Below are 23,979 nucleotides of genomic sequence, written 5' to 3' on the forward strand. Positions count from 1 at the left end.
CAGCAGGATCGCTGGAGAAGCGATTCAACCGCTGTGCGAGGCCCTTAGGCCAGTTTGATCTCCACGTCCACACCCGCTGCGAGATCGAGCTTCATTAGCGCGTCGACCGTCTGGGGGGTCGGCTGAACGATGTCCAGCAGACGCTTGTAGGTGCGAACCTCGAACTGCTCGCGCGACTTCTTGTCGACGTGCGGCGAGCGGTTCACCGTGAACTTCTCGATACGCGTCGGCAGCGGAATGGGACCGCGGATCAGGGCGCCGGTACGACGAGCCGTGTCGGCAATGTCGCCAGTGGCCTGATCGAGCACGCGGTGATCAAAGGCTTTAAGGCGAATCCGGATATTCTGCGTTTCCATGTCCAACTACCGATGCGAAAGAGCCAAACCCGTCCTTCCCGAAGGAACTGGGGCCTACACTAAATGGCAAGCGCGACGCTGACCCTTCGGCCAAAACGCCGCGCTTGCGCGAAACTGAAGCGAGCCGCGAATCCCCCGGAGGGTCGCCGCGGCTCGCCCTATATTACTTCGTGATGTTGCCGACAACCCCCGCGCCGACGGTCCGGCCACCTTCGCGGATCGCGAAGCGAAGACCGGTGTCCATGGCGATCGGAGCGATCAGCTTCACGCCCAGCGACACGTTGTCGCCCGGCATGACCATCTCGGTGCCTTCCGGCAGCTGCACTTCGCCCGTCACGTCGGTCGTGCGGAAGTAGAACTGCGGACGGTAGTTGGCGAAGAACGGCGTGTGGCGACCGCCCTCGTCCTTGGACAGGACGTACACTTCGGCCTGGAAGTCGGTGTGCGGAGTGATCGAGCCGGGCTTGCAGAGAACCTGGCCACGCTCGACCTCTTCGCGGCCAACGCCACGGATGAGCGCGCCGATGTTGTCGCCGGCCTGGCCCTGGTCGAGCAGCTTGCGGAACATCTCGACGCCGGTCACGACCGTCTTCTTGGTGTCCTTGATGCCGACGATCTCGACTTCTTCGCCGACCTTGACGATGCCGGTCTCAACACGGCCGGTCACCACGGTGCCGCGGCCCGAGATCGAGAACACGTCCTCGATCGGCATCAGGAACGGCTTGTCGAGCGGACGCTCCGGCTGCGGAATCCAGTCGTCGACGGCCTGCATCAGCTTCAGGATCGCCTGCTTGCCGATCTCTTCGTTGCTGTCCTCGAGGGCAGCGAGAGCCGAACCGGCAACGATCGGGATGTTGTCGCCGTCGAAGCCGCGCTTGGACAGCTCCTCGCGGATTTCGAGCTCGACCAGCTCCAGCAGTTCGGGATCGTCGACCTGGTCGACCTTGTTCAGGAAGACGACCATGGTCGGAACGCCGACCTGCGCCGCGAGCAGGATGTGCTCCTTGGTCTGCGGCATCGGGCCGTCGGCGGCCGAGACCACCAGGATCGCGCCGTCCATCTGCGCCGCGCCGGTGATCATGTTCTTCACATAATCGGCGTGGCCCGGGCAATCGACGTGCGCATAGTGGCGGTTCTGGGTCTCATACTCGACGTGCGCCGTCGAGATGGTGATGCCGCGCTCACGCTCTTCCGGAGCCTTGTCGATGTTCGCGAAATCGACCTTCTCCGAAAGGCCCTCTTCCGAGAGCACCTTGGTGATCGCCGCGGTGAGCGACGTCTTGCCATGGTCGACGTGACCGATGGTGCCGATGTTCACGTGCGGCTTGTTCCGCTCGAATTTCGCCTTCGCCATTTTACGCCTCTTCTAGGGTGTTGAACTGGGCGGCCCGCCCAAGTGCGAGCGCGCCCATAGCCACTATTTACTGGTTACGCCAGCTTCGCCTTGACCTCGTCCGCCACGTTCTGCGGGACTTCTTCATAGTGCGAGAACTGCATGGTGTATTGCGCCCGGCCCTGCGTGAACGAGCGGAGCTGGTTCACGTAACCGAACATGTTCGCAAGCGGAACCATTGCCTCGACCGCCTGGGCGTTGCCCCGCGTGTCGGTGCCCTGGATCTGGCCACGACGGCTGTTCAGGTCGCCGATCACGTCGCCGAGGTAATCCTCGGGGGTTACGACCTCGACCTTCATGATCGGCTCGAGCAGCTTGATGCCGGCTTTCTGAGCCGCCTCACGCATCGCGCCACGGGCGCAAATCTCGAACGCCAGGGCCGAGGAGTCGACGTCGTGGTACTTGCCGTCGACCAGATGCACTTCGAAATCGATGATCGGGAAGCCGATCAGCGAACCCGTCTCGGCGGTTTCGCGCATGCCCTTCTCGACCGACGGGATATATTCCCGCGGGACGTTGCCGCCCTTGATCTCGTCGATGAACTGGAAGCCGGAGCCGCGTTCGCCGGGAATGACGTTGATCTTGATCTCGCCGAACTGACCCGAACCACCCGACTGCTTCTTGTGGGTGTAGGTCAACTCCACCGGCTTCGCGAGATATTCGCGGTACGCGACCTGCGGAGCGCCGACGTTGGCCTCGACCTTGAATTCGCGCTTCATGCGATCGACCAGGATCTCCAGGTGGAGTTCGCCCATCCCCTTGATGATGGTCTGGCCGGATTCATGGTCGGTGCTGACGCGGAAAGACGGGTCCTCGCGAGCGAGACGGTTGAGCGCAACGCCCATCTTTTCCTGGTCGGCCTTGGTCTTTGGTTCGACCGACAGCTCGATGACCGGATCCGGGAATTCCATCCGTTCGAGGATGATCGGCGCGTTGATCGCGCACAGCGTATCGCCGGTGGTGGTGTCCTTGAGACCCGCCAGCGCGACGATGTCGCCTGCATAAGCGATCTGTATGTCCTCACGCTCGTTCGCATGCATCAGCAGCATGCGGCCGACCTTTTCCTTCTTTTCCTTGACGCTGTTGACCACCTGCGACGCGGTCTCGAGCTTGCCCGAATAGATGCGGGCAAAGGTCAGCGTGCCGACGAACGGGTCGTTCATGATCTTGAACGCCAGAGCCGAGAACGGCGCATTGTCGTCCGAGGCGCGCGAATCCTCGCTGCCGTCGGGCAGGATGCCCTTGATGGCCGGGACGTCGAGCGGGCTCGGCAGATAGTCGACCACCGCGTCGAGCAACGGCTGCACGCCCTTGTTCTTGAATGCCGAGCCGCAGACCACCGGCACGAACGCCATGTTGAGCGTACCCTTGCGGATCAGCTTCTTGAGGGTCGCCGTATCGGGCTCGTTGCCCTCGAGATAGGCTTCCATCGCCGCGTCGTCCTGCTCGACCGCGATCTCGATCAGGTTCGTGCGGGCTTCGGCCGCCTTGTCCTTCAGGTCTTCCGGGATTTCCTGATACTCGAACTTGGCGCCCAGGCTCTCTTCAAGCCAGACGATGGCGCGGTTTTCGACCAGGTCGACGAGACCCTTGAACCCACCCTCAATGCCGATCGGGAGATACAACACCGCCGGGCGCGCACCCAGACGATCGATGATCGACTGGACGCAGAACTCGAAGTTGGCGCCGGTACGGTCGAGCTTGTTGACGAAGCACATCCGCGGAACGCCATATTTGTCGGCCTGCCGCCACACCGTCTCCGACTGCGGCTCGACGCCGGCAACACCGTCGAAGCAGGCGACTGCGCCGTCGAGCACGCGCAGCGAACGCTCGACCTCGATGGTGAAGTCGACGTGGCCCGGCGTGTCGATGATGTTGATGCGGTGCTCTTCGCCCTTGCCTTCAGCAGCCCGCCACACGCAGGTGGTCGCCGCGGAGGTGATGGTGATCCCGCGCTCCTGCTCCTGCTCCATCCAGTCCATGGTGGCGGTGCCTTCGTGCACTTCGCCGATCTTGTAGGACTTGCCGGTGTAATAAAGGATGCGCTCGGTCGTCGTCGTCTTGCCGGCGTCGATGTGCGCCATGATGCCGATATTGCGATAACGATCGAGCGGATGGCTGCGGGCCATGGTCGGTTCTTCCTTAGCGATATGGGGAGCCGGCCGGATGCCAGCGCCCCCATGATATAGGTGTAAAAATTACCAGCGCCACCCGGAGGCGGCAGCCGGAGATACCTTTACCAGCGATAGTGCGAGAAGGCGCGGTTCGCTTCGGCCATGCGATGCGTATCCTCACGCTTCTTCACGGCGTTGCCGCGGTTCTGCGAGGCATCCATCAGCTCACCCGACAGACGGCCGGCCATGGTCTTTTCCGAACGCGAGCGGGCCGCGCTGATCAGCCAGCGGATGGCAAGCGCCTGGGCCCGCTCGGTACGCACCTCGACCGGGACCTGATAGGTCGCACCGCCGACGCGGCGACTGCGGACCTCGATACCCGGCTTCACATTGTTGAGCGCGTCGTGGAAGACCCCGATCGGGTCCTTCTTCAAACGGGCCTCGACGTTGTCGAGCGCGCCATACACGATGCTTTCGGCAACCGACTTCTTACCATCCAGCATGATGTTGTTCATGAACTTGGACAGGGTGATGTCCCCGAACTTCGGATCGGGAAGGATCTCGCGCTTTTCTGGGCGACGACGACGAGACATGGCAGTGTTCCTTTATGACGATGGGCGCGCCAGCCGTTTCGGGCGGCGCTGCCTCGAACCAGCTTACTTGGGCCGCTTGGCGCCGTACTTGGAGCGCGACTGACGGCGATCCTTCACACCCTGCGTGTCGAGCACGCCGCGAAGCACGTGATAACGGACGCCCGGAAGGTCGCGCACACGACCGCCGCGGATCAGCACGACGCTGTGTTCCTGGAGGTTGTGGCCTTCGCCCGGGATGTAGCTGATCACTTCGCGCTGGTTGGTCAGGCGGACCTTGGCCACCTTGCGCAGCGCCGAGTTCGGCTTCTTCGGGGTCGTGGTATAGACACGGGTGCAGACGCCGCGCTTTTGCGGATTCTGCTCCATCGCAGGGACCTTCGACTTGGCCTTTTGCGGTTCGCGACCCTTGCGGATCAGCTGGTTAATCGTCGGCATGAAGCCCTTCACCTTTCGACTGGGTTACTTTGCGCAACGCAAATGCGTGAACGCCTGACAGCCGCCCCTTGTGGGGGGTGGGCCGCCCGGCCTTCACGTCGTTGAGCAATGTTCAGCTCTTGCCCGGCAAGCACGCTACGGAGCCTTGCGGACGAGCGGGCCCCTACAGCGAACCCGCCTGCCGGTCAACGGGGATGGGCACCAAAACGGCTACTCCGTCGTCTTGCCGTCCCATTCGTCATTGTCGTGGTCGCGCTCGGCCTGGGCCTTGTCCTTGTGGACCACACCGTCCTTATGCTCGGGCGGGCCGTAGAGCGTGTAGAACTGCAGCGGCTCGTCGCTGGTGTTCTTCACATTGTGGCGGGCGCCGGCCGGAACGATCACGGCGAAGTCATCCTCGACCTTGTTCTCCTTGCCGTCGATGATCACCACGCCCTCCCCTTCCTCGAAGCGGAAGAACTGGTCGCGATCCTCGTGCGTCTCCTCGCCGATCTCCTCGCCCGGAGCGAGGCTCATCAGCACGAGCTGGAGATGCTCGCCGGTGTAGAGCACCCGGCGGAAATCGTTGTTGGCGATGGTCGCTTCTTCGATGTCTGCACAATAGCCGCGCTTCACTTGGACGATCCTTTCTTCATGGGGTCGTGACCCCAGTTCTTGAGGCTGTAGGCCCAGCGGGAATCCTCCGGATGGGCGGGCTTCTGGGCCTTGTGGCGGTGGACGTAGGAGATGACCTTGCGCATGTGGGCAAGATCGTCGTCCGTGAAATCGGCCTTCTTCTTGCCGAGCAGCTGGATGATGCGCTTGCCGCTCTTGTGGCCGACGCTTTCACCGGCGCCCTTCCCGTCCTCGCCCTTCCAGCCGACTTCCTTGCTTTCGTCGGTATCGAGCCATTTTTCGAGCTGTGACGCAGTCATGTTCACCGCTTCGTGAAACTGTTCGATAGTGTCGTCGCGGTCGAGTGTTTCAGCCATGAACGCCTCCTGCCCGGAACAACCGAGCAAGCGGCCGAAGGTTCAGCGGGCGGCGGGAAGTCTTTCGACCAGCTTTCCGCCCTTGATCACCGCTTGGGGCGCCGCGAGCACCGAGCCGTCGCGCAAAGGGTCGCCGCCCACTGCGACGAGGTCGCCGTAGCGGCCGACCGCAATGGCCCCGACATCTCGCTCCCGCCCGAGCGCCTCGGCCGCATTGCGGGTCGCGGCCTGGATGGCCTGGAGCGGGGTCATCCCATATTGCACCATGGTTGCGAACTGCCGTCCGATCTGACCGTGCGGCATGACGCCAGCGTCGGAGCCGAAGACCATCCGAACGCCCGCGCGATGAGCAGCGCGGAAGCCATCGCGCTGGATCTGGGCGATCTCACGGTCCTTGCGGAGATTGTCTTCCAGGACGCCGTTCTTCCGGCCCTCGGCCTGGGTGTATTCGGTATTGTAGATATCCATCGAAAACCACACCGGCCGCTTGCGCGCGGCGGCCAGGCGAATGCCTTCCGCATCGACCAGGCTGGCATGCTCGATCGTGTCGATTCCGGCGCGGATCGCAGCCTTGATGCCGTCGGCGCCGTGGGCGTGGGCAGCGACGCGCAAGCCCCATTGATGCGCCTCGTCGGCAATTGCGCGAAGCTCGGTTTCGGATAGCTGCTGCTGGCCCGGTTCGGTGTTGCGGGAGAAGACGCCGCCGGTGGCGCAGACCTTGATCACCTCGGCGCCATATTTGCGCTGGCGGCGGACCTGGTAGCGCAGTTCCTCAACGCCGTCGCCGACGCCTTCTTCCTTGTCCGCCTTTTCGAGACTTGGCGGGAGGAAGGTGCTGTCGCAGTGACCACCGGTGGCACCCAGGGCATGGCCGGCGGGGACAATGCGCGGACCCTCGGCATAGCCCTCGTCGATGGCCTGCTTGAGCCCGACGTCGTTGCGGTTCGATGAGCCGACGTTGCGGACGGTGGTGAAGCCGGCGCGGAGCATGTCCCGGGCGGCGCCGACCGCCGTCATGCCGAAGAAGCTGTCCGTGAATTCAAGCCCGCGATAGCCGCCGATGTCGGCCGGGCTGTCGAGGTGGACGTGCATGTCGATAAGGCCGGGCAGCAGGGTTCGTCCGGACAGGTCGATGTGCTTCACGTCCGCGCCCCAGCGAACGGTGCGCGCGTCGGCCACCGAGGTGATGCGGCCGTCGTCGCCGATGAAGATGGCGGGACTGTCGACCACTCGGCCGGTGAGCACGTCGACCATCCGATCGGCGGTCACCACGACCTTTTCGGCCTGCGCCGGCGCCGCGACGGTGAGGACCGCAGCAGCGGCAAAAAGAAAGCGCTTCATCGTGTGGTGACCCCCGGCTAACATTTCAACTTGGACAAGTTGGACAGTAGTTCCCCATCATGTTCGCCTGGTGGCACGGCGGCAAGAGGCTTTGCGGAAACGGTGAAGCGGGCAGCGGGAGTGCGCACGGGCAACCTTGTCGCACATTCGAGTAACCGTAGGACAGCATTCCGACGAAACCTCCATAATGCGCGTCGACGCCGGAAAGGAACTCCGCCTGACCGCGTCTGTTTTTGGCCCGTAATGAAATTGCGTTGCTTCTCGATTCTTTTGCTTGCCGCGGTGGCCGGGTGTTCCGGCTATCCCAGAGACGTGGAGGGGACCAGCGACCGGATCCGCGGCGGGAGCATGCAGGTTGGATTAATCGGAAACGCCGGGGACGTCCCCCAGGACGGCCGGAAACTGATCCAGGCCCTCGCCAAAGAAATGAATAGTCGCCCTGTCGTCCAGATCGACGGGGCCGAGCCCTTGCTGCTGCAACTCGAGAAGGGCGAATTGGACCTGGTGGTCGGCACCTTTGCCGCCGACAGCCCGTGGTCCAGCCGCGCGACCTTCAGCAAGACGCTGCTGCCAGCTGTCGATGCAGAGCAAGAAAGCAAGGCTGCGGTCCGGCTGGGCGAGCATCGCTGGTCGATGATCGTCGACGGCGTCGTGTCGCGCCTCAACGAGGAGGTGGGCAGGTGACGGACCGCGATCTGCTGCCGCCCGAACGGAAGGACGATCTGAAGCACGCCGAACGGCTGGAATGGTGGTCGATCGGCTGGATGGCCAGCATCATCCTGGTGGTCGGCCTGGCCATGGGCACGAGCCAGGCCATGCGCACCGCATGGATCGAGGACCTGTTGAGCCTGGTTCCTCCGATCGCGTTCCTCCTGTCGCGGCACTGGGAAAAGAAAGGCCCGAGCGAGCGCTTCCCCTTCGGCTTCCAGCGGGTTAACAGCCTGGCCTTCATGATCGCCGCGGTCGCGCTGGCCGGCTTCGGTGCGATGCTTCTGTTCAACGCCCTCAAGACCCTCGCGATGGGCGAGCGGGTTACCATCGGGGCGGTGGAGTTGTTCGGCGTCCAGCTGTGGGCCGGTTGGCTGATGGTCGCGGCGATGATCTACAGCATCATTCCGCCCGTGATCCTCGGACACAAGAAAATCGCGGTCGCCAAGCGCCTGCAGGACAAGGCGCTGTTCACCGACGCCAAGATGAACAAGGCCGACTGGATGACCGGGGTCGCGGGGATCGGCGGCGTCCTTGGCCTCGGCTTCGGCTGGTGGTGGGCCGACGCGGCGGCCGCCGCCTTTATCTCGTTCGACGTACTGCATGACGGGATCAAGGCGATGCGCAGCGCAACGGCCGAGCTGGTCGACGGAACGCCCCGCGCGCTGGAAAGCGACGCGTTGGCCGAAGACGCCTGTGCACTGCAGGCCGAATTGGGGAAGCGTCACCCCGGCGCCCATGTCCGACTGCGCGAAACAGGACGCTACATCCGGGCAGTGGTGGACGGCGCCCCTGCCCCGCCCGCGGAAGATCTGGCGGACGAGGTGTGGCCGGGCCCGGGCGACCGGCGCTGGCGGCTGGCCGACATCACCTACCGTCCCGGCAAGCCGCGCTAGATGTGCAGGACTCGTCCGTAAGCGGCGAGGACGCTCTCGTGCATCATCTCCGATAAGGTCGGGTGCGGGTAGACCGTGTTGATGAAGTCTTCCTCGACCAACTCGGCGGTCTTGCCGACGGTATAGCCCTGGATCAGCTCGGTAACTTCCGCGCCGATCATGTGCGCGCCCAATAACTCGCCGGTCTTCGCGTCGAAGACCGTCTTGATGAAGCCTTCGGTCTCACCGAGCGCGATGGCCTTGCCGTTGCCGATGAAGGGGAATTTGCCGACGCGCACCTCATAGCCGGCGTCTTTCGCCTTGGCTTCGGTGAGGCCGACCGAGGCGACCTGCGGGTGGCAATAGGTGCAGCCGGGAATGTTGCTGGCATCCATCGTGTGCGGGTGAACGTCCTTGTTGCCGAGTTCCTTGGCGATGCTCTCGGCAGCGATGATGCCTTCGTGGCTGGCCTTGTGCGCGAGCCAGGGCGCACCGGTGACGTCGCCGATGGCCCAAACGCCCGGCACGTTGGTGCGGCCGTACGGGTCGATGGTGATGCGGCCCTTCTCGACCGCGACGCCCGATTCCTCGAGGCCGATCCCTTCGATGTTGTGGACGATGCCGATGGCGACGATGGCGTGGCTGAAGCGGTGGTCCGCGACCTTGCCGTCCTGCGTCTTGATCTTCACCGCGACGCCGTTGCCGTCGGCGGCGAGGTTTTCCACGCCGGCGGAGGTCAGAATGGTCATGCCCTGTTTGGTCAGCGATTTCTGAAGCGCGGCGGAAACTTCCGCGTCCTCCGCGGGGACGATGCGGTCGAGCATCTCGACCACCGTCACCTTGGCGCCGCAGTCGTTGAAGAAGCTGGCGAACTCGATCCCGATCGCGCCGGAGCCGATGACGAGGAGTTCGCTCGGCATCTCCTCGGGCACCATCGCGTGGCGATAGGTCCAGATGCGCTTGCCGTCGGCCTTGGCGAACGGCAGGTCGCGGGCCCGCGCGCCGGTCGCGATGATGATGTGCCTGGCCTGGAGGTCGGTAGTCTTCCCGTCGTTGAGCGCGACCTGCAGCTTGCCCGGGCCCGTCAGCTTGCCGGTCCCCATGTAGACCTGGATCTTGTTCTTCTTCATCAGGCCGGTGACGCCCTGATTGAGCTGCTTCGCCACGGCGCGGCTGCGGGCGACGATCTTGGGGAGGTCCGGCTTCACCTCGCCCGCAATGAGCCCGAAGCTGTCGGCGTGGCGCATGTGGTGCAGCATTTCGCCCGAGCGCAGCAGCGCCTTGGTCGGGATGCAGCCCCAGTTGAGGCAGATGCCGCCCAGGTTCTCGCGCTCGACGATGGCGGTCTTGAGGCCGAGCTGCGCGGCCCGGATCGCGGCGACATAGCCGCCGGGTCCGGAGCCGAGGACGATGAGGTCATATTGGTCAGCCATATATCTCTCCAGGCCCCTCTCCCAGCAGGGGAGAGGGAGGGACCCGCAGCGAAGCTGTGGGAGGGTGAGGGGTGTGGAGCGCGGCGCGTATCGCGTCGAACACGCCGCTCGGATTGTTCAGCACGTCATTGTTCCAGAAGCGAAGGACCGTCCACCCTTGCCGGCGAAGGAAGGTGTCACGGCGGCGATCGTCCTCACTTTCGGCGTGCTGTGAACCGTCTGCTTCGATGATCAACCATCGCTCGGCAGAAGCGAAGTCCACGATGTATGGCGCAATCACATGCTGTCGGCGGAACTTGGTCGCCGGCATTCGTCGGTCGCGCAGCATGGACCAGAGGCGAGCTTCTGCCACCGTCGGGTTGGCGCGCATCTCTCGAGCTCGGTCGCGGAGCTCGCGCTTGCGGATGCGTTCGTCATGTGTAGGCGGACCGCTTGTTCGGCACACACCCCTCACCCTCCCCCTCGGCTGCGCCGAGCGGGCCCCTCCCTCTCCCCTGTCGGGAGAGGGGCTAGATGGCACGCGGCCGCCCACCCTCGTCCAGGGCCACAAAGGTAAACTCCCCGCTCGCCACCAGCATCTCGCTTTCCCCGTCCCGCTCCCGCGCAACGCCTTCGGCGCGGAGGCGCAGCGAGGTTCGCCCCTGCTTCAGCAATTCGACATAGACCGACAGCTCGTCCCCCACCGCCATCGCACCGGGAAAGCGGAGCTCGTCGGCGGCGACCAGGATCGCCTTGCCGCCTGAGTGCCGAGAGGCGAAGGAGCCGCAGGCGAGGCCCATCTGCCCCATCAGCCACCCGCCGAACACGCCGCCATAGGGGTTCGTGTCGGTCGGCATGGCGGTGGTGCGGATGAGGGGGGTGCGGATCATGCGTCCGCTCGCTTTATCCGCAACGAGAAGGCCAGGGCGAACACGGCACTTAGAAGACCGAAAAAGCCTCCGAACCACCACCTGCTAGCCTCGTTCAGAAACCAGGCAGCCGGCAGCCCGATGAGGATGCCCAATGTGACGCCCAACAGTGCCAGGCCGAATGGCTTAGGCTGAGGTTGGAGCAGGTTCAAGCGCCGGGCGAGTGGTTGCGCCACTGCCAGTCCGACCAAGCAGATCGGTGCGGCGACCGCTGCGACCAGCCCGTAAACCATGATGTAAAAGCTGGGCGAGTAAGCTGCGGCCGTGGCGGAAACGGCCATCTCAAGACTGCCTAGCATTGCGGCACCTGTTACTGCGGCCGCAAGCGCCGCAAGCGCGAGCTTTCCAAAGCCAAGCTTCAAGCCACCAGCCCCAGCGGTGCCTCGCACAGTTCGCGGAACGCCTTCATCAGCCTGGCCCCGTCCGCGCCGTCGATGGCGCGGTGGTCGAAGCTGCCGGTGGCGCTCATGACGGTGGCGACGGTGAGCTGGTCGTCCACCACGAACGGCCGCTTCTCGCCCGCGCCGATGGCCATGATCATCGCCTGGGGCGGGTTGATGACGGCTTCGAAATGCTTGATGCCGAACATGCCCATGTTGGACAGGCTGGCGGTGCCGCCCTGATATTCATGCGGCTGCAGCTTGCCCTCCTTCGCGCGGGTGGCGAGATCGGTCATCTCCTTGCTGATGGCCGAGATGCTCTTGGCCGACGCGTCGGTGACGATGGGAGTAATGAGCCCGTTCGGGATGCTGACCGCGACCGAGATGTCGGCGCGGCTGTACTTGATCAGCTGGTCGCCGGCGAAGCTGACGTTGCATTCGGGCACTTCGATCAGCGCGAGCCCGAGCGCCTTAATGAGCATGTCGTTGACGCTGAGCTTGACGCTGCGGGGGGCGAGGCTGGCGTTGAGCTCGGACCGGAGCTTCAGCAGCGCGTCGAGGCGGATGTCCAGCGTCAGGTAGATGTGCGGGATCTGCTGCTTGGACTCGGTCAGGCGGCGCGCGATGGTCCGCCTCATATTGGAGAGCTTGACGCTCTCATGGGGGATGCCTTCGAGCGCGACGACGGGGGTGGGCTGAGGCTGCGGCGCTGCCCCCTCTCCCTGCGTCGCTGCGCTCCGCTGTCCCTCTCCCGCGAGGGAAGACGGGCGGCCGCCGGCTGCGCTGCCGAGGTCCGCGCGGACGATGCGGCCGCCAGGGCCGGTGCCCGTGAGGGTCGAAAGGTCGATGCCCTGCGCCTGAGCGAGACGACGGGCGAGTGGTGAGGCCTTGATCCGGTCGCCTTCAGACTTGGCCGGCGCAGCAGGCTGGGCTGGCGCGGCCGGGGTTTCGACCGGAGCGGGTGCGGTCGCGGCCGGCGCGGTGGCAGCAACCGCCTTCTCGTCATTCCCGCGAAGGCGGGAATCCGTCTCCGCGGCCTTCGGCGGGGTTGCGGCTTCGGGAGATGGGCTCCCGCCTTCGCGGGAGTGACTGGTTTTAGCGTCGTCGCCGGGAGCCACTGCCTCCCCCTCCCCCGCGATGAGCGCGATGGGCGTGCCGACCTTTACGCCGTCCGTCCCTTCCGCGACGAGGATCTTCGACAAAACGCCCTCGTCCACCGCCTCGAACTCCATCGTCGCCTTGTCGGTCTCGATCTCCGCCAGGATGTCGCCGCTGGACACCGTGTCGCCTTCCTTGACCAGCCATTTGGCGAGCGTGCCCTCTTCCATGGTGGGGGACAGGGCGGGCATCTTGAGTTCGGTCGCCATGAACGAAGGCCTTTTGGGTGAACGGAAGGGTTTCACCCGCTCAAAGACCAGCCGGCCGCACCCGTCAAGCTTGCGCGCGCCGCCGAGGTGGCGCAGGCTGGCGAGCATGGGGGAAGACAAGCAGCGCACCTACCTGGTCGTGATCGACGACAGCCCGGAGGCGCGGGTCGCACTGCGCTTTGCGGCGCGCCGGGCGGCCAAGACGGGCGGGACGATCGAGGTGCTGGCGATCGCGGAGCCTCAGGATTTCGTCCAATGGGGCGGCGTGCAGGCGGCGATCGAGGAAGAGCAGCGGCTACGGATCGAAGGAACGGTATCCGCTTCCGTCGGCGAGATCGTCGATGAGGCCGGGATCGAACCCACGATCCTGATCCGCGAGGGCGAGCCGGTGAGCGTCGTGCAGAGCCTGATCGGCGAGCGGCAGGATATCGCCGCGCTGGTGCTGGGCGCATCGCCCAGCGGCGCGCCGGGGCCGCTGGTCGCGACCTTCACTGGCACAGACGCTGGCAAGCTGCCCTGCCCGGTGATGATCATCCCGGGCGGTCTGAGCGACGAGCGGCTGGAAGAACTAAGCTAGAGGACGCGGGCGAGAATCTCGCACAGCGCACGGCAGCCGCGTTCGTCCTCATCGTCGAAGCGGCCGGGGGTCGGGCTATCGAGGTCGAGCACCGCGACCAGCCTGCCGTCGCGTACGATCGGCACCACCAGTTCCGATGCACTTGCCGCATCGCAGGCGATGTGACCGGGAAAGGCGTTGACGTCGTCGACGCGCTGGACCTGAAGGGTTTGCGCGGCGGTGCCGCACACGCCCTTGCCGAACGGGATCCGGATGCAGGCCGCGCGCCCCTGGAACGGGCCAAGCACCAGCTCGCCATCGATATTGCGGTAGAAGCCGGCCCAGTTGAGGTCGGGCAGGCTTTCCATGATGAGGGCCGAGGCGTTGGCCATATTGGCGATCGGATCCGGCTCGCCCGCGACCAGGCTGTCCAGCGCGGCGAGGAGGTCGCGGTATAGGGTGGGTTTGTGGCCGGCGGCAATCTTGAAGTCGTACATTTCAATTCCTCGTCATTGCGAGCGAAGCGAAGCAAGCCAGTGGCATTCGCGTCACCGTGGATCGCTGCGTCGCTGCGCTCCTCGGGATGACGGACTTAGTAGTCCGTCACCTTTCCTCGAGCGACCTTCACCGCGCCGCGCCCCTTCTTCGCCTCCACGCGCTTGGCCTTGGCCGAGCGGCTTGGCTTGGTCGGGCGGCGCTTGGCTTGCAGCACATGGGCGGCGGCGAGCAGTTCGGCCAGCCGCCGCCGCGCGTCGTCGCGGTTAGCCTCTTGCGTGCGGTAATTGCGGGCGGTGATGAGGAGCTCGCCGCCGGAGGTCATGCGGCTGCCGGCAAGGCTTTTAAGCTTGTCATAGGCGTGCGGTGGCAACCCGAGCTTGAACACGTCGACGCGCAGCTGGCAGGCGGTGGCCACCTTGTTGACATTCTGCCCCCCCGGACCAGTCGCGGCGAGGAATTTCTCCGACAAGGCTTCTTCCGGGATCACGACGTCTTCCGGCTTCATAGTTGGTCGAGCCACCGTCCGAAACGATCTGGGACCCGGGCGGTGACGTCGATCTCCTCTCGCGGCGGGCGGGGCACGGCGAGCCGGATGGCGTGCAGCAGCATGCCGGCGTCCGGACCGGTCATCGTGCTGCCGCTTGCCTGCCCATTGTAAACCGGGTCGCCAACGATCGGCGCACCCAGGCCACGGGCGGCGTGGATCCGGATCTGATGCGTCCGACCGGTTTCCGGGCGGAACTCGATCAGCGTCTGGCCTTCCACCACGGCCTTGCGTCGCCACTTCGTGATCGCGCGCTTGCCGCTGTCGTCCACTTCCATTCGCCAGCCGCGTTCGGCGGACGATATCTTGGCGAGCGGCAGGTCGATGACGCCTTCCTCCCCGTCGACCTCGCCGGCGACAACCGCCAGATAGGCCTTGCGGACCTCGCCGGCTTCGAAGGCCTGCTGGAAGACCGCGCGGCTTTTGCGGTTGCGGGCGAGCAGCAAACAGCCGGAGGTGTCCTGGTCCAGCCGGTGCATCGGCACTGGCGGACGCGCAAAGCCGAAGGTCAGTTCGTGCAAGCGCCCTTCGACGCTGTCCCCGAGGACGCGCGGGTTGTCGACCGGCAGCCCCGCGGGCTTGTCGATCACGATGGCTTCGCCGTCGATGAACAGGATGCGGTCGGAGAGTTTCATTATTAGCGTCATTGCGAGGAGCGAAGCGACGAAGCAATCCAGTTCCTTGAGGCAAGAGTGCTGGATTGCTTCGCTAGGCTCGAAATGACGGAAAAAGACTGATGCAGCCGCGCAACGATTCCACCGGAATCCAGCCATTTAGACCATATTAACCTTTGTCGGTCAGACCTCGAATGGTTAATGCACGCTTCAGGGCCGTTAAGAGGGCGTAACGCTTTCCGGTCCGCGAACGGGGGACTTTTCATGCGGGTACTGCTGATCGAGGACGAGCCGACGACCGCCAAGAGCATTGAACTGATGCTCGGCACCGAAGGCTTCAACGTCTATACGACCGATCTGGGCGAAGAGGGCCTCGATCTCGGCAAGCTGTATGATTACGACATCATCCTGCTCGACCTGAACCTGCCCGACATGCACGGATACGACGTGCTGAAGAAACTGCGCACGGCCAAGGTCGGCACGCCGGTGCTGATCCTGTCCGGCATCGGCGAGATGGACAGCAAGGTCCGCGCGCTGGGCTTCGGTGCCGACGATTATGTCACCAAGCCGTTTCATCGCGATGAGCTGGTGGCCCGCATTCACGCGATTGTCCGCCGGTCGAAGGGCCACAGCCAGTCGGTCATCCGCACCGGCAAGCTGGCGGTCAACCTGGACGCGAAGACGGTCGAGGTCGACGGCAGCCGCGTCCACCTGACCGGCAAGGAATATGCGATGCTTGAGCTGCTGTCGCTGCGCAAGGGCACCACGCTGACCAAGGAAATGTTCCTCAACCACCTGTACGGCGGGATGGACGAGCCGGAGCTGAAGATCATCGACGTCTTCATCTGCAAGCTGCGCAAGAAGCTGAGCCTCGCCTGCGGCGGCGACAATTACATCGAAACCGTGTGGGGCCGCGGCTATGTGCTGCGCGATAGCGCCGAAGGTGAACTGCCGGAGGCGGCGGTCGCCTGAGCGGCCTTCGTGCCATTCCACCGTTAGTCTGATAAAGGTGCGACGATGAGGTCGCATTTCGAAGACCACGCGATGTCGCGCATCGGCTGGCTTCGAGCCGCCGTGCTTGGCGCCAACGACGGCATCGTATCCACGGGCAGCCTGATCGTCGGCGTCGCGGCCTCGGCCGCAAGTCAATCCGAAGTCCTGATCGCCGGTGCTGCCGCGCTGGTCGCCGGTGCGATGTCGATGGCCGCCGGCGAATATGTCTCCGTCAGTTCGCAGGCCGATACGGAGAAAGCCGACCTTGCACGAGAGCGGACCGAGCTTGCCACTGTTCCGGAGGCCGAGCGGCTCGAACTCGCCCGGATTTACGAGGAGCGGGGCGTCGAGAAGAAACTGGCGCTGAAGGTGGCCGATCAGATGATGGCCAAGGACCCGCTGCTGGCGCACGCGCGTGACGAGCTTGGCATTTCGGATTTCACCACCGCGCGGCCACTGCAGGCGGCGATCACTTCGGCGCTGACGTTCACCGCGGGCGCGGCGGCTCCGCTGGCCGCGGTAGCGCTGGTGACGCCAGGCGCCGTCATTCCCGTGGTCGCCGTAGTGTCCATGCTTTGCCTGGTGCTGCTGGGCGCCGTGGGGGCCCGACTCGGCGGAGCGAAGATTCTTCCGTCCGTTCTACGGGTTGCATTCTGGGGCGCACTGGCGATGCTCGTCACGGCTGGGGTTGGCCGGCTGTTCGGAACAGCGGTCGCTTAGTTCCCCTGGGACCCCAATCCCAAATCGCCGCGACCTGCCTGCCGATCGCCCTCGAACGTCAGCGGAGCCGCAGCTCCGCCGGACAGCGTCGTCGGAGAATTCGGCTCGACTGGCACACCGTCCTGTTCGGGACGGCGCGGAGGCTTGCGTTTCGGAATCAGCGCGCGCCTGGCGAGATAGGCCATCAGCGAGGAGCGCCGGCCAGGAACCCGCGAGAACCTGCCTAGCTGATCATGTCGAGGCATGGGCCTCTCCTATCATGAAATTCGCCCCGGATCACGGGTGGCGGAGTCCGTCAGACCTTGAGCAGGCCGCGCCGTCGATCGTTCTTGACCATCTGGCCGAGCACCCTCCGCTCCGGAAGGAAGGGCCCCTCTTCCCGGCGCTTCCAGCCGTCCCGGCCCAGGACCTCCAACGGCTGGAACTGTGCTTTGTAGGCCATGCGGTCCGAGCCATCGACCCAGTAGCCGAGGTAAACGTAGGGTAGCCCGGTGCGGGCAGCCCGGATGATGTGGTCGAGGATGATGAATGTGCCAAGGCCGCGCCGTGCTTCGGGTCCGCAATCGTAGAAGCTGTAGATCATCGACAACCCGTCGTTCTGCTGATCCGACAGGCAGGCGCCGACCAGCTTGCCCGGGCGCCCGTCGATCGACGGTTCGCGATATTCGACGAGGTAGGTACGAACGGGCGTCTGCTCGACCATGTCGGCGAAGTCGTTCTCGTCCATCTCGGCCATGCCGCCGCCGGGGTGGCGCACGGCGAGGTACCGGCGGAGGAGCGAATATTGCTCCTCGGTTGTCCACGGCTTGCAGGCCATAACCTCTAGATCCGAATTGCGGCGGATCAGTCGTCGCTGGGTGCGGGTGGGTGCGAATTCGTCGGCGGCCACCCGAACCGAAACACAGGCGTTGCAATCGACGCAGCTCGGGCGGTAGGCGACCGACTGGGAGCGGCGGAAACCGATGCGGCCAAGCGCCTCGTTCAGCTCGCCCGCGTGGTGGCCGGACAGTTCGGTGAACACCTTCCGCTCGATCTTGCCGGGCAGGTACGGACACGGCGACGGGCTCGTCACGAAGAATTTCGGAAATCGAAACGGTGCGCTCAACGCCGACAGCTCCGGACGAGATGGTTACGAAAGTGTTTATGCGTCTCCCAAACGCACATTGAAAGAGGTTGAGCCATGGATTGAGTGGTTAATGCCTACGGGAAATGTGCCGTGCTGGGTCAGCACTTCTCGGTCAGTCGAGTTCCACGCGTTCCACGGTGAATCCGGCGCTTTCAAGCTTCTCCACCAGAGTGTCGATTGCCTGGGCGTCGCGGGCCTCGCACTCGACCTCGATCATCGTGTCCTTGGCCGGCAACTTGGAGAAGATGCGCTGGTGGTTAGTCTCGATGATGTTGACGCCGCATTCGAAGAAGCGGGCTGTGATTGCGGCCAACGCGCCCGGTCGATCCTGCGCGCCGATCTTCAGGCGGGCAATCCGGCCGCACCGGACCAGTTCGCGGATGAGGACATTGGCAAGGAGATGGGTGTCGATGTTGCCGCCGCATAGCACCGTGGCGACCTTGCGCCCCTGGAAGCGCTCCGGATGGGCGAGGATTAGGGCGAGGCCCGCGGCGCCGGCACCCTCGACCACTGTCTTCTCGATTCCGACGAGCAGCGCAACGGCGTGCTCGATATCCTTCTCGGCGACGAGGTCGATCCGATCCACGCGCTCGGCGATGATCCGGCGGGTGAGCTGCCCGGGTTCCTTGACCGCGATCCCTTCGGCCAGCGTGTCGCCGCCGATCGAGGTCACAGTGCCGTCGATGACGTTCTTCATCGAGGGATAAAGCTCGGCCTCCACGCCGACGATTTCGATTTCCGGCCGCAGCGTCTTGGCCACGGTAGCGACGCCGCTCATCAGTCCGCCGCCGCCGATCGGGACGACGATGCAGTCCACGTCCGGCGCGTCTTCCAGCAGTTCCACGCCGACCGTTCCGGCGCCGGCGACGATGGCTGGGTCGTCGAACGGATGGACGAACACCATGCCCTCCTCCCCTTCCATTTGCCGGGCGAGCGCATAGGCATCGTCGAACCGCTCGCCGTGCAGGACCACGCGCGCGCCATGTTCCTCGGTCTGGCTGACCTTAACCACCGGCGTATTGGTCGGCATGACGATGGTGACGGGAATACCGAGCCGCTTGCCATGATAGGCGACGGCCTGGGCATGATTGCCGGCACTGGCCGCGATTACGCCGCGTCCCCGCTCCTCCTCGGTCAGCTGTAGCAGCTTGTTGAGCGCGCCGCGCTCCTTGTAAGCGGCGGTGAATTGCAGGTTCTCGAACTTGAGATAGACCTCCGCGCCGGTAATCTCCGACAGGGTGCGGCTCTTGAGGGTCGGAGAGCGGAGGACGGCACCCTCGATGCGAGTGGCGGCCGCGCGGATGTCGTCGAGGGTCGGAAGATCGGTCATCGCAGGGCGAGGTAGCGAACAATCTCAGCGCTGGCGAGCGGCACGCTCCGTCAGCATGGCTGGAGTGAGGATTTGCGGCAGTTCCTCGGGCTCGTCACTGCCGGGCTGATACCAGAGGTAGAGCGGCACGCCGGCGCGACCACGAGCTTCGAGGAAGCGGGTGATCGCCGGGTCACCGTTGGTCCAGTCGGCGGCAAGTGTTTGCACACGCGCTTTTCTGAAGGCATCCTGCACAGCCTCGCGATCGATGGCGTTCGCCTCGTTGACCTTGCAGCTAAGGCACCAGTCGGCGGTGAAATAAACGAAAATGGGGCGACCTTCGGCCCGCGCGGCTGCAACGCGTTGCTCCGACCAGGGCGTGACGCCGGCCAGCGTCCGGACGGCGCCGGCGTTCCCCTGCGGCGCCGCGACGATCGCGGCAATGACCACGGCGAAAATGGCCCCGCCTGCCGCCCACGCCGGCGTGCGGGACGAACATTGGCACCGGCCGAGCCAAACCAGTAGCAAGGTGAGGCCAAGCACTGCCGCGCCGCCCGCGATCAACGCTGGCTGGCCACCCTGACGCCACAGGAGCCAGAGGCAGGCCGCCGCGGTCAGCGCCATCGGGACTGCGAGTATGCGTTGCAGGGTCTGCATCCACTTGCCAGGCTTCGGCAAGCGTCGGCGAAGAGCAGGGATGAAGGCGACGGCAAGAAACGGGAGGGCGATTCCAAGGCCGAGTGCGGCGAACACCAGCACCGCCGCCCACGCGGGCAGCAGCAGCGCGGCGCCCAGCGCAGTCCCCATGAACGGCCCCGCACAGGGCGTCGCGACGAACGCTGCCAATGCCCCCGTACCAAAGCCGCCTCGGGGGCTTGTCTCCCCGCCAAGCACCGGCAAGCGGAAGACGCCGAGCAGGTTCAGGGTGATCGCCACCGCCAGCAGCAACAGCAGGGTGATGGTCCTGGGGTCCTGAAGCTGGAACGCCCAACCTGCCGCAGTGCCGCCAGCCCGGATCAGCAGAAGGGCGATCCCAAGCGCCCCCGTCCCCGCGACTGCACCCGCGGTATAGGCGAGCGCGTCGCGGCGCGCGTTTCGCTCGTCTCCGCCGGCCTTGGCGAGCGCCAGCGCCTTCAAGGCGAGGATCGGGAAGACGCACGGCATGAGATTGAGCAGCACCCCGCCCGCCAGGGCACCGAGGAGTGCCCAGAGAAGAAGGCTGCTACCCGTCCCGCTCCCGACCGGTCGACCTCCGCTGGGTACCGGGCCGGGCGCGGCGGAAATTTGCAGACCGCTCCCATCGCCAAGGGCAAGGACGCCGTTAAAGGCGGCGGGCGCGGAACCCTTGGTGGAGAGTTCCGCGACGAGCGTGTCGCCGGAGCGCCGGAAGCTTTGCGGGGCGGCGTAGTCGATCACATTTTCGGTGAGCGGGAAAAGGGTCAGCTCGCCCACGGGAACCGAAGCGGGCAGCGGTACGGCAATCCGGAGGGTCTCGCCCGCGGCCTGGAAGCGCGCCGGGCTACCCAAGGGACGTGGAAGCTTCTGGCGCCAGCCGTCGAAACGAGCGCTTTCGTCCGTGCCGGCACCAATCGGGACATCGAGCTTCAATGACCCCCGCTCCGGCACGCAGATCTTGTCCGTGCACGCCAGCCACTGCGCCTCGCCCCGGATCGGCAGGATGCCGCGAGCATCCGCGGGCACCTTGAGACGGCTCAGGATCGCGTAAGGACCCTTGTAGATGTAGTTCATCAGCCCAGCGAGGGTGAGCGTCTGCGGCACCGGATAGCGCAGCGGGCCGACCGAGGCGCCGGAGGGCAGCTGCCAATCGATGCTCATCGGCTGCCCGGCGTCGCCCGGGTTCTCCCAATATCCATGCCAGCCCTTGGCCGGGGTCATGAGAATGGCGAGATCGACCTCACTGCCGGGGCGCACGGGGCCGTCCACCACCAGCTGCGGAGTAATGTTGGGCACGGCATCGGAACGCAGCTGTGCGCCCGCAGGCTGCGCGGTAAGAAAGACCAGGAAAAGCAGGAGAAAGCGAAACATTCGACCGCCATCTACGTCATTGCGAGCCGAAGGCGAAGCAATCCATGGCGCGCCGATTGGCGGCTTCGCTGCGCTTGCCTCAATCCAGGTTTGGCCGCAGCCACCTAGTCGCCGTTTCCAAATCCACACCGCGCCGTTCGGCATAGTCGGCCAGCTGGTCCTTGCCGATCTTCGCCACACCGAAGTAGGCGCTGTCCGGGTGGGCGAAGTAGAAACCGCTCACGGCCGCGGTCGGCAGCATGGCAAAACTTTCGGTCAGGGTCAGCCCGGCCGGTTCGCCCCCGAGCAGATCGAACAGCAAGGGTTTCAGGCTATGGTCGGGGCTGGCCGGGTAGCCTGGCGCGGGGCGGATGCCGGCATAGCGCTCGCGGATCAGTTCCTGATTGCTCAGGTGCTCGTCGGCATAGCCCCATACCGACGTTCGGACATGGTGGTGGAGTCGCTCGGCGAATGCTTCGGCCAAGCGATCCGCCAACGCTTTCAGCATGATGTCGCTGTAATCGTCATTGGCTTGGCGGAAGCGCTCAAGATGCGGCTCGGCACCGTGGATCCCAACGGCGAACCCGCCGATCCAATCCTCGCCCTCTTCCGCGATGAAGTCTGCGAGGCACATGTTGGGGCGCCCTTCCCGCTTCTTCACCTGCTGTCGAAGGAAGGGCACGCGCGTGGGATCATTGCCCGCAAGCACCAGCACGTCATCCCCTTCGCGCCAGCAGCGCCACAGGCCGACCACTCCGACCGGACGGAGCCAGTGCTCCGCGACGATGCGGTCGAGCATGGCTTCGGCATCGGCATACAGGCTGCGGGCGCTCTCACCCACGACCGGATCGTCGAGGATGGCCGGATAGTTGCCGTGAAGTTCCCACGCGCGAAAGAAGGGTGTCCAGTCGATATGGGAACGAAGGTCGCGCAGCGGCCATTCACCAAAGCTGTGGACACCCGGTCGAGCCGGCGCAGGCGGGCGCTGGCCGGGATCGGCAACAAAACGGTTGGCGCGCGCGTCGGCGATGGTCGCAAGCTCATGGTCGCCGCGCCCGGCCCGGCTGTCGCGCAGCTTCTGATACTCGGTGGCCGTGCCCTCGATCAGCTCCGCCTTTTGCGGCCCGTCACTGACCAGCGCGGAGGCGACGCCCACCGCCCGGCTGGCATCGAGCACATGGATCACCGGCCCGGTATAGGCCGGCGCGATGCGGAGCGCCGTATGCGCCTTGGAGGTGGTCGCGCCGCCGATCAGCAGCGGCATGGTCATGCCGGCCCGCTCCATCTCGGAGGCGACGGTCACCATCTCGTCGAGCGAGGGGGTGATCAGGCCCGACAGGCCGATCATGTCCGCGCCATTCTCGTTCGCGGCTTCAAGGATCCTGGTCCACGGCGTCATGACCCCAAGGTCGACCACCTCATAGCCGTTGCACTGCAGGACCACCCCGACGATGTTCTTGCCGATGTCGTGCACGTCGCCCTTGACGGTGGCCATGACGATCCGGCCCTTGCCCTTGGCGCCCTCGTCCTTTTCCAGCTCGATGTACGGCAGCAGGTGGGCAACCGCCTTCTTCATCACGCGCGCGGACTTCACCACCTGCGGGAGAAACATCTTGCCGCCGCCGAACAGGTCGCCGACGACGTTCATGCCGTCCATCAGCGGGCCTTCGATGACCGCGATCGGGCGCGAGGCGGACTGGCGCGCCTCCTCCGTGTCTTCGACGATATGCGCGTCGATGCCCTTGACCAGCGCATAGGACAGACGTTCCGATACGGGGAGAGACCGCCACTCCGCCGCGGCCTTTTCCGCGACCTCGTCGGTTCCCTTGAAGCGCTCGGCAAGGGCGATCAGCCGGTCGGTGGCGTCCTCCCGCCGGTCGAGGATGACGTCCTCGCACGCCTCGCGCAGCTCAGGGTCGATCGCGTCGTAGACGTCCAGCTGCCCGGCGTTGACAATCGCCATGTCGAGGCCGGCCGGAATGGCATGGTAGAGGAACACCGAGTGCATGGCCCGGCGCACCGGCTCATTGCCGCGGAAGGAAAAGCTGAGGTTGCTCAGGCCTCCCGAAATATGCGCGACGGGACACCGCTCGCGAATTTCCCGAGCCGCTTCGATGAAGTCCAGGGCGTAGCGCCGGTGCTCATCGATGCCGGTCGCCACGGCGAAGATGTTGGGGTCGAAGATAATGTCCTCGGCCGGAAAGCCGTTGCTGGTGAGCAGCTTGTAGGCCCGCTCGCAGATCTCGACCTTGCGCTGGGCGGTATCGGCCTGGCCGGTCTCGTCGAAGGCCATCACGACGACGGCGGAACCATAGGCTCGCACCTTCGCGGCCTGGTCGAGGAACGGCTCCTCCCCTTCCTTCAGGCTGATCGAGTTGACGATCGGCTTGCCCGACACGCATTTGAGACCGGCTTCGATCACGCTCCATTTGGAGCTGTCGATCATCACCGGCACGCGGGCGATGTCCGGCTCGGCGGCGATGCGCTTGAGGAACGTGGTCATGGCGAGCTCTGAGTCCAGCAGGGCTTCGTCCATGTTGACGTCGACGATCTGGGCACCGTTCTCGACCTGCTGCCGAGCCACCTCGACCGCCGCGTCATAATCGCCGGCGAGCACGAGCTTCTTGAATCGGGCGGAGCCCGTGACGTTGGTGCGCTCGCCGATGTTGACGAAGCGGGTGGCCGCGGCGGCGGCGGCGGTGTCGGCTTGTCCGGTCATG

The 23,979-nt window shown here is 65.1% G+C and carries 25 protein-coding genes; 5 read left to right on the forward strand and 20 right to left on the reverse strand.

Features of this window, described 5'->3' with window-relative positions; all coding sequences use genetic code 11:
- Positions 1-44: 44 nt before the first annotated feature.
- From rpsJ to AC4GYS_RS00270, 8 genes are all read right to left on the reverse strand, one after another.
- Positions 45-356: a 30S ribosomal protein S10 gene (gene rpsJ, locus AC4GYS_RS00235; protein WP_028969184.1), complete on the reverse strand. Its 312-nt coding sequence runs from the start codon at positions 354-356 to the stop codon at positions 45-47.
- Between the two features lie 163 nt (positions 357-519).
- Positions 520-1,710 (reverse strand): elongation factor Tu, encoded by a 1,191-nt coding sequence (tuf, locus tag AC4GYS_RS00240; RefSeq protein WP_491107113.1) that lies wholly within the window; start codon positions 1,708-1,710, stop codon positions 520-522.
- A gap of 74 nt (positions 1,711-1,784) precedes the next feature.
- Positions 1,785-3,878, reverse strand: coding sequence for an elongation factor G (fusA, locus tag AC4GYS_RS00245; RefSeq protein WP_491107114.1), 2,094 nt, complete (start codon positions 3,876-3,878; stop codon positions 1,785-1,787).
- 107 nt (positions 3,879-3,985) lie between these two features.
- The gene (gene rpsG, locus AC4GYS_RS00250) at positions 3,986-4,456 is read right to left on the reverse strand and encodes a 30S ribosomal protein S7 (protein WP_491107115.1); all 471 of its coding nucleotides are present in this window, start codon (positions 4,454-4,456) and stop codon (positions 3,986-3,988) included.
- 63 nt (positions 4,457-4,519) lie between these two features.
- On the reverse strand, positions 4,520-4,891 hold the full coding sequence (gene rpsL, locus AC4GYS_RS00255) for a 30S ribosomal protein S12 (protein WP_028969180.1): 372 nt from the start codon (positions 4,889-4,891) through the stop codon (positions 4,520-4,522).
- A 210-nt stretch (positions 4,892-5,101) separates the two neighbouring features.
- Positions 5,102-5,506, reverse strand: coding sequence for a cupin domain-containing protein (locus AC4GYS_RS00260; RefSeq protein ID WP_491107116.1), 405 nt, complete (start codon positions 5,504-5,506; stop codon positions 5,102-5,104).
- A complete protein-coding gene (locus AC4GYS_RS00265) occupies positions 5,503-5,862 on the reverse strand; it encodes a DUF3140 domain-containing protein (protein ID WP_491107117.1) in 360 nt (119 codons plus the stop codon). The genes AC4GYS_RS00260 and AC4GYS_RS00265 overlap by 4 nt, the downstream gene beginning before the upstream one ends.
- Before the next feature lie 42 nt (positions 5,863-5,904).
- A complete protein-coding gene (locus AC4GYS_RS00270; protein ID WP_491107118.1) occupies positions 5,905-7,203 on the reverse strand; it encodes a Xaa-Pro dipeptidase in 1,299 nt (432 codons plus the stop codon).
- Between the two features lie 426 nt (positions 7,204-7,629).
- Between AC4GYS_RS00270 and AC4GYS_RS00275 the strand changes: the two genes are divergently transcribed.
- Positions 7,630-7,887, forward strand: coding sequence for a hypothetical protein (locus tag AC4GYS_RS00275; protein WP_491107119.1), 258 nt, complete (start codon positions 7,630-7,632; stop codon positions 7,885-7,887).
- A complete protein-coding gene (locus AC4GYS_RS00280; RefSeq protein ID WP_491107120.1) occupies positions 7,884-8,807 on the forward strand; it encodes a cation efflux transmembrane domain-containing protein in 924 nt (307 codons plus the stop codon). Before AC4GYS_RS00275 ends, AC4GYS_RS00280 begins: the two co-directional genes overlap by 4 nt.
- Here AC4GYS_RS00280 and lpdA read toward each other — a convergent pair.
- The 5 genes from lpdA to AC4GYS_RS00305 all read right to left on the reverse strand — a co-directional run bounded on the left by lpdA (position 8,804) and on the right by AC4GYS_RS00305 (position 12,874).
- On the reverse strand, positions 8,804-10,219 hold the full coding sequence (gene lpdA / locus AC4GYS_RS00285; RefSeq protein ID WP_491107121.1) for a dihydrolipoyl dehydrogenase: 1,416 nt from the start codon (positions 10,217-10,219) through the stop codon (positions 8,804-8,806). The genes AC4GYS_RS00280 and lpdA overlap by 4 nt on opposite strands.
- On the reverse strand, positions 10,212-10,625 hold the full coding sequence (locus tag AC4GYS_RS00290) for an endonuclease domain-containing protein (protein WP_491109327.1): 414 nt from the start codon (positions 10,623-10,625) through the stop codon (positions 10,212-10,214). The genes lpdA and AC4GYS_RS00290 overlap by 8 nt, the downstream gene beginning before the upstream one ends.
- A gap of 103 nt (positions 10,626-10,728) precedes the next feature.
- On the reverse strand, positions 10,729-11,088 hold the full coding sequence (locus AC4GYS_RS00295; RefSeq protein ID WP_491107122.1) for an acyl-CoA thioesterase: 360 nt from the start codon (positions 11,086-11,088) through the stop codon (positions 10,729-10,731).
- The gene (locus AC4GYS_RS00300) at positions 11,085-11,426 is read right to left on the reverse strand and encodes a hypothetical protein (protein WP_491107123.1); all 342 of its coding nucleotides are present in this window, start codon (positions 11,424-11,426) and stop codon (positions 11,085-11,087) included. The genes AC4GYS_RS00295 and AC4GYS_RS00300 overlap by 4 nt, the downstream gene beginning before the upstream one ends.
- A gap of 59 nt (positions 11,427-11,485) precedes the next feature.
- Entirely contained in the window at positions 11,486-12,874 is a 1,389-nt protein-coding gene (locus AC4GYS_RS00305; protein ID WP_491107124.1) for a pyruvate dehydrogenase complex dihydrolipoamide acetyltransferase, read from the reverse strand.
- A 106-nt stretch (positions 12,875-12,980) separates the two neighbouring features.
- On the opposite strand from AC4GYS_RS00305, the gene AC4GYS_RS00310 reads away from it, so the two are divergent.
- Positions 12,981-13,451 carry a universal stress protein gene (locus AC4GYS_RS00310; RefSeq protein WP_491107125.1) on the forward strand — a complete coding sequence of 157 codons (471 nt, stop codon included), beginning with the start codon at positions 12,981-12,983 and terminating at the stop codon, positions 13,449-13,451.
- Here AC4GYS_RS00310 and AC4GYS_RS00315 read toward each other — a convergent pair.
- From AC4GYS_RS00315 to AC4GYS_RS00325, 3 genes are all read right to left on the reverse strand, one after another.
- Positions 13,448-13,927 carry a GAF domain-containing protein gene (locus tag AC4GYS_RS00315; protein WP_491107126.1) on the reverse strand — a complete coding sequence of 160 codons (480 nt, stop codon included), beginning with the start codon at positions 13,925-13,927 and terminating at the stop codon, positions 13,448-13,450. The genes AC4GYS_RS00310 and AC4GYS_RS00315 overlap by 4 nt on opposite strands.
- Before the next feature lie 95 nt (positions 13,928-14,022).
- Positions 14,023-14,433 carry an alternative ribosome rescue aminoacyl-tRNA hydrolase ArfB gene (gene arfB / locus AC4GYS_RS00320; RefSeq protein ID WP_491109328.1) on the reverse strand — a complete coding sequence of 137 codons (411 nt, stop codon included), beginning with the start codon at positions 14,431-14,433 and terminating at the stop codon, positions 14,023-14,025.
- The gene (locus AC4GYS_RS00325; protein ID WP_491107127.1) at positions 14,430-15,107 is read right to left on the reverse strand and encodes an RluA family pseudouridine synthase; all 678 of its coding nucleotides are present in this window, start codon (positions 15,105-15,107) and stop codon (positions 14,430-14,432) included. The genes arfB and AC4GYS_RS00325 overlap by 4 nt, the downstream gene beginning before the upstream one ends.
- A 243-nt stretch (positions 15,108-15,350) precedes the next feature.
- On the opposite strand from AC4GYS_RS00325, the gene ctrA reads away from it, so the two are divergent.
- The gene (gene ctrA, locus AC4GYS_RS00330) at positions 15,351-16,058 is read left to right on the forward strand and encodes a response regulator transcription factor CtrA (protein WP_491107128.1); all 708 of its coding nucleotides are present in this window, start codon (positions 15,351-15,353) and stop codon (positions 16,056-16,058) included.
- 45 nt (positions 16,059-16,103) lie between these two features.
- Positions 16,104-16,799: a VIT1/CCC1 transporter family protein gene (locus tag AC4GYS_RS00335; RefSeq protein WP_491107129.1), complete on the forward strand. Its 696-nt coding sequence runs from the start codon at positions 16,104-16,106 to the stop codon at positions 16,797-16,799.
- Between the two features lie 295 nt (positions 16,800-17,094).
- Here AC4GYS_RS00335 and AC4GYS_RS00340 read toward each other — a convergent pair whose 3' ends face one another.
- From AC4GYS_RS00340 to metH, 4 genes are all read right to left on the reverse strand, one after another.
- Positions 17,095-17,904, reverse strand: coding sequence for an arginyltransferase (locus AC4GYS_RS00340; protein ID WP_491107130.1), 810 nt, complete (start codon positions 17,902-17,904; stop codon positions 17,095-17,097).
- A 133-nt stretch (positions 17,905-18,037) separates the two neighbouring features.
- Positions 18,038-19,255: a threonine ammonia-lyase gene (locus tag AC4GYS_RS00345; RefSeq protein ID WP_491107131.1), complete on the reverse strand. Its 1,218-nt coding sequence runs from the start codon at positions 19,253-19,255 to the stop codon at positions 18,038-18,040.
- A gap of 24 nt (positions 19,256-19,279) precedes the next feature.
- Positions 19,280-21,280: a protein-disulfide reductase DsbD family protein gene (locus tag AC4GYS_RS00350; RefSeq protein WP_491107132.1), complete on the reverse strand. Its 2,001-nt coding sequence runs from the start codon at positions 21,278-21,280 to the stop codon at positions 19,280-19,282.
- A 79-nt stretch (positions 21,281-21,359) separates the two neighbouring features.
- Positions 21,360-23,978, reverse strand: a complete 2,619-nt coding sequence (gene metH / locus AC4GYS_RS00355) for a methionine synthase (protein ID WP_491107133.1) — start codon at positions 23,976-23,978, stop codon at positions 21,360-21,362.
- Between the last annotated feature and the right edge of the window lies 1 nt (position 23,979).

The organism is Sphingomonas sp. SP1 (assembly GCF_058313395.1).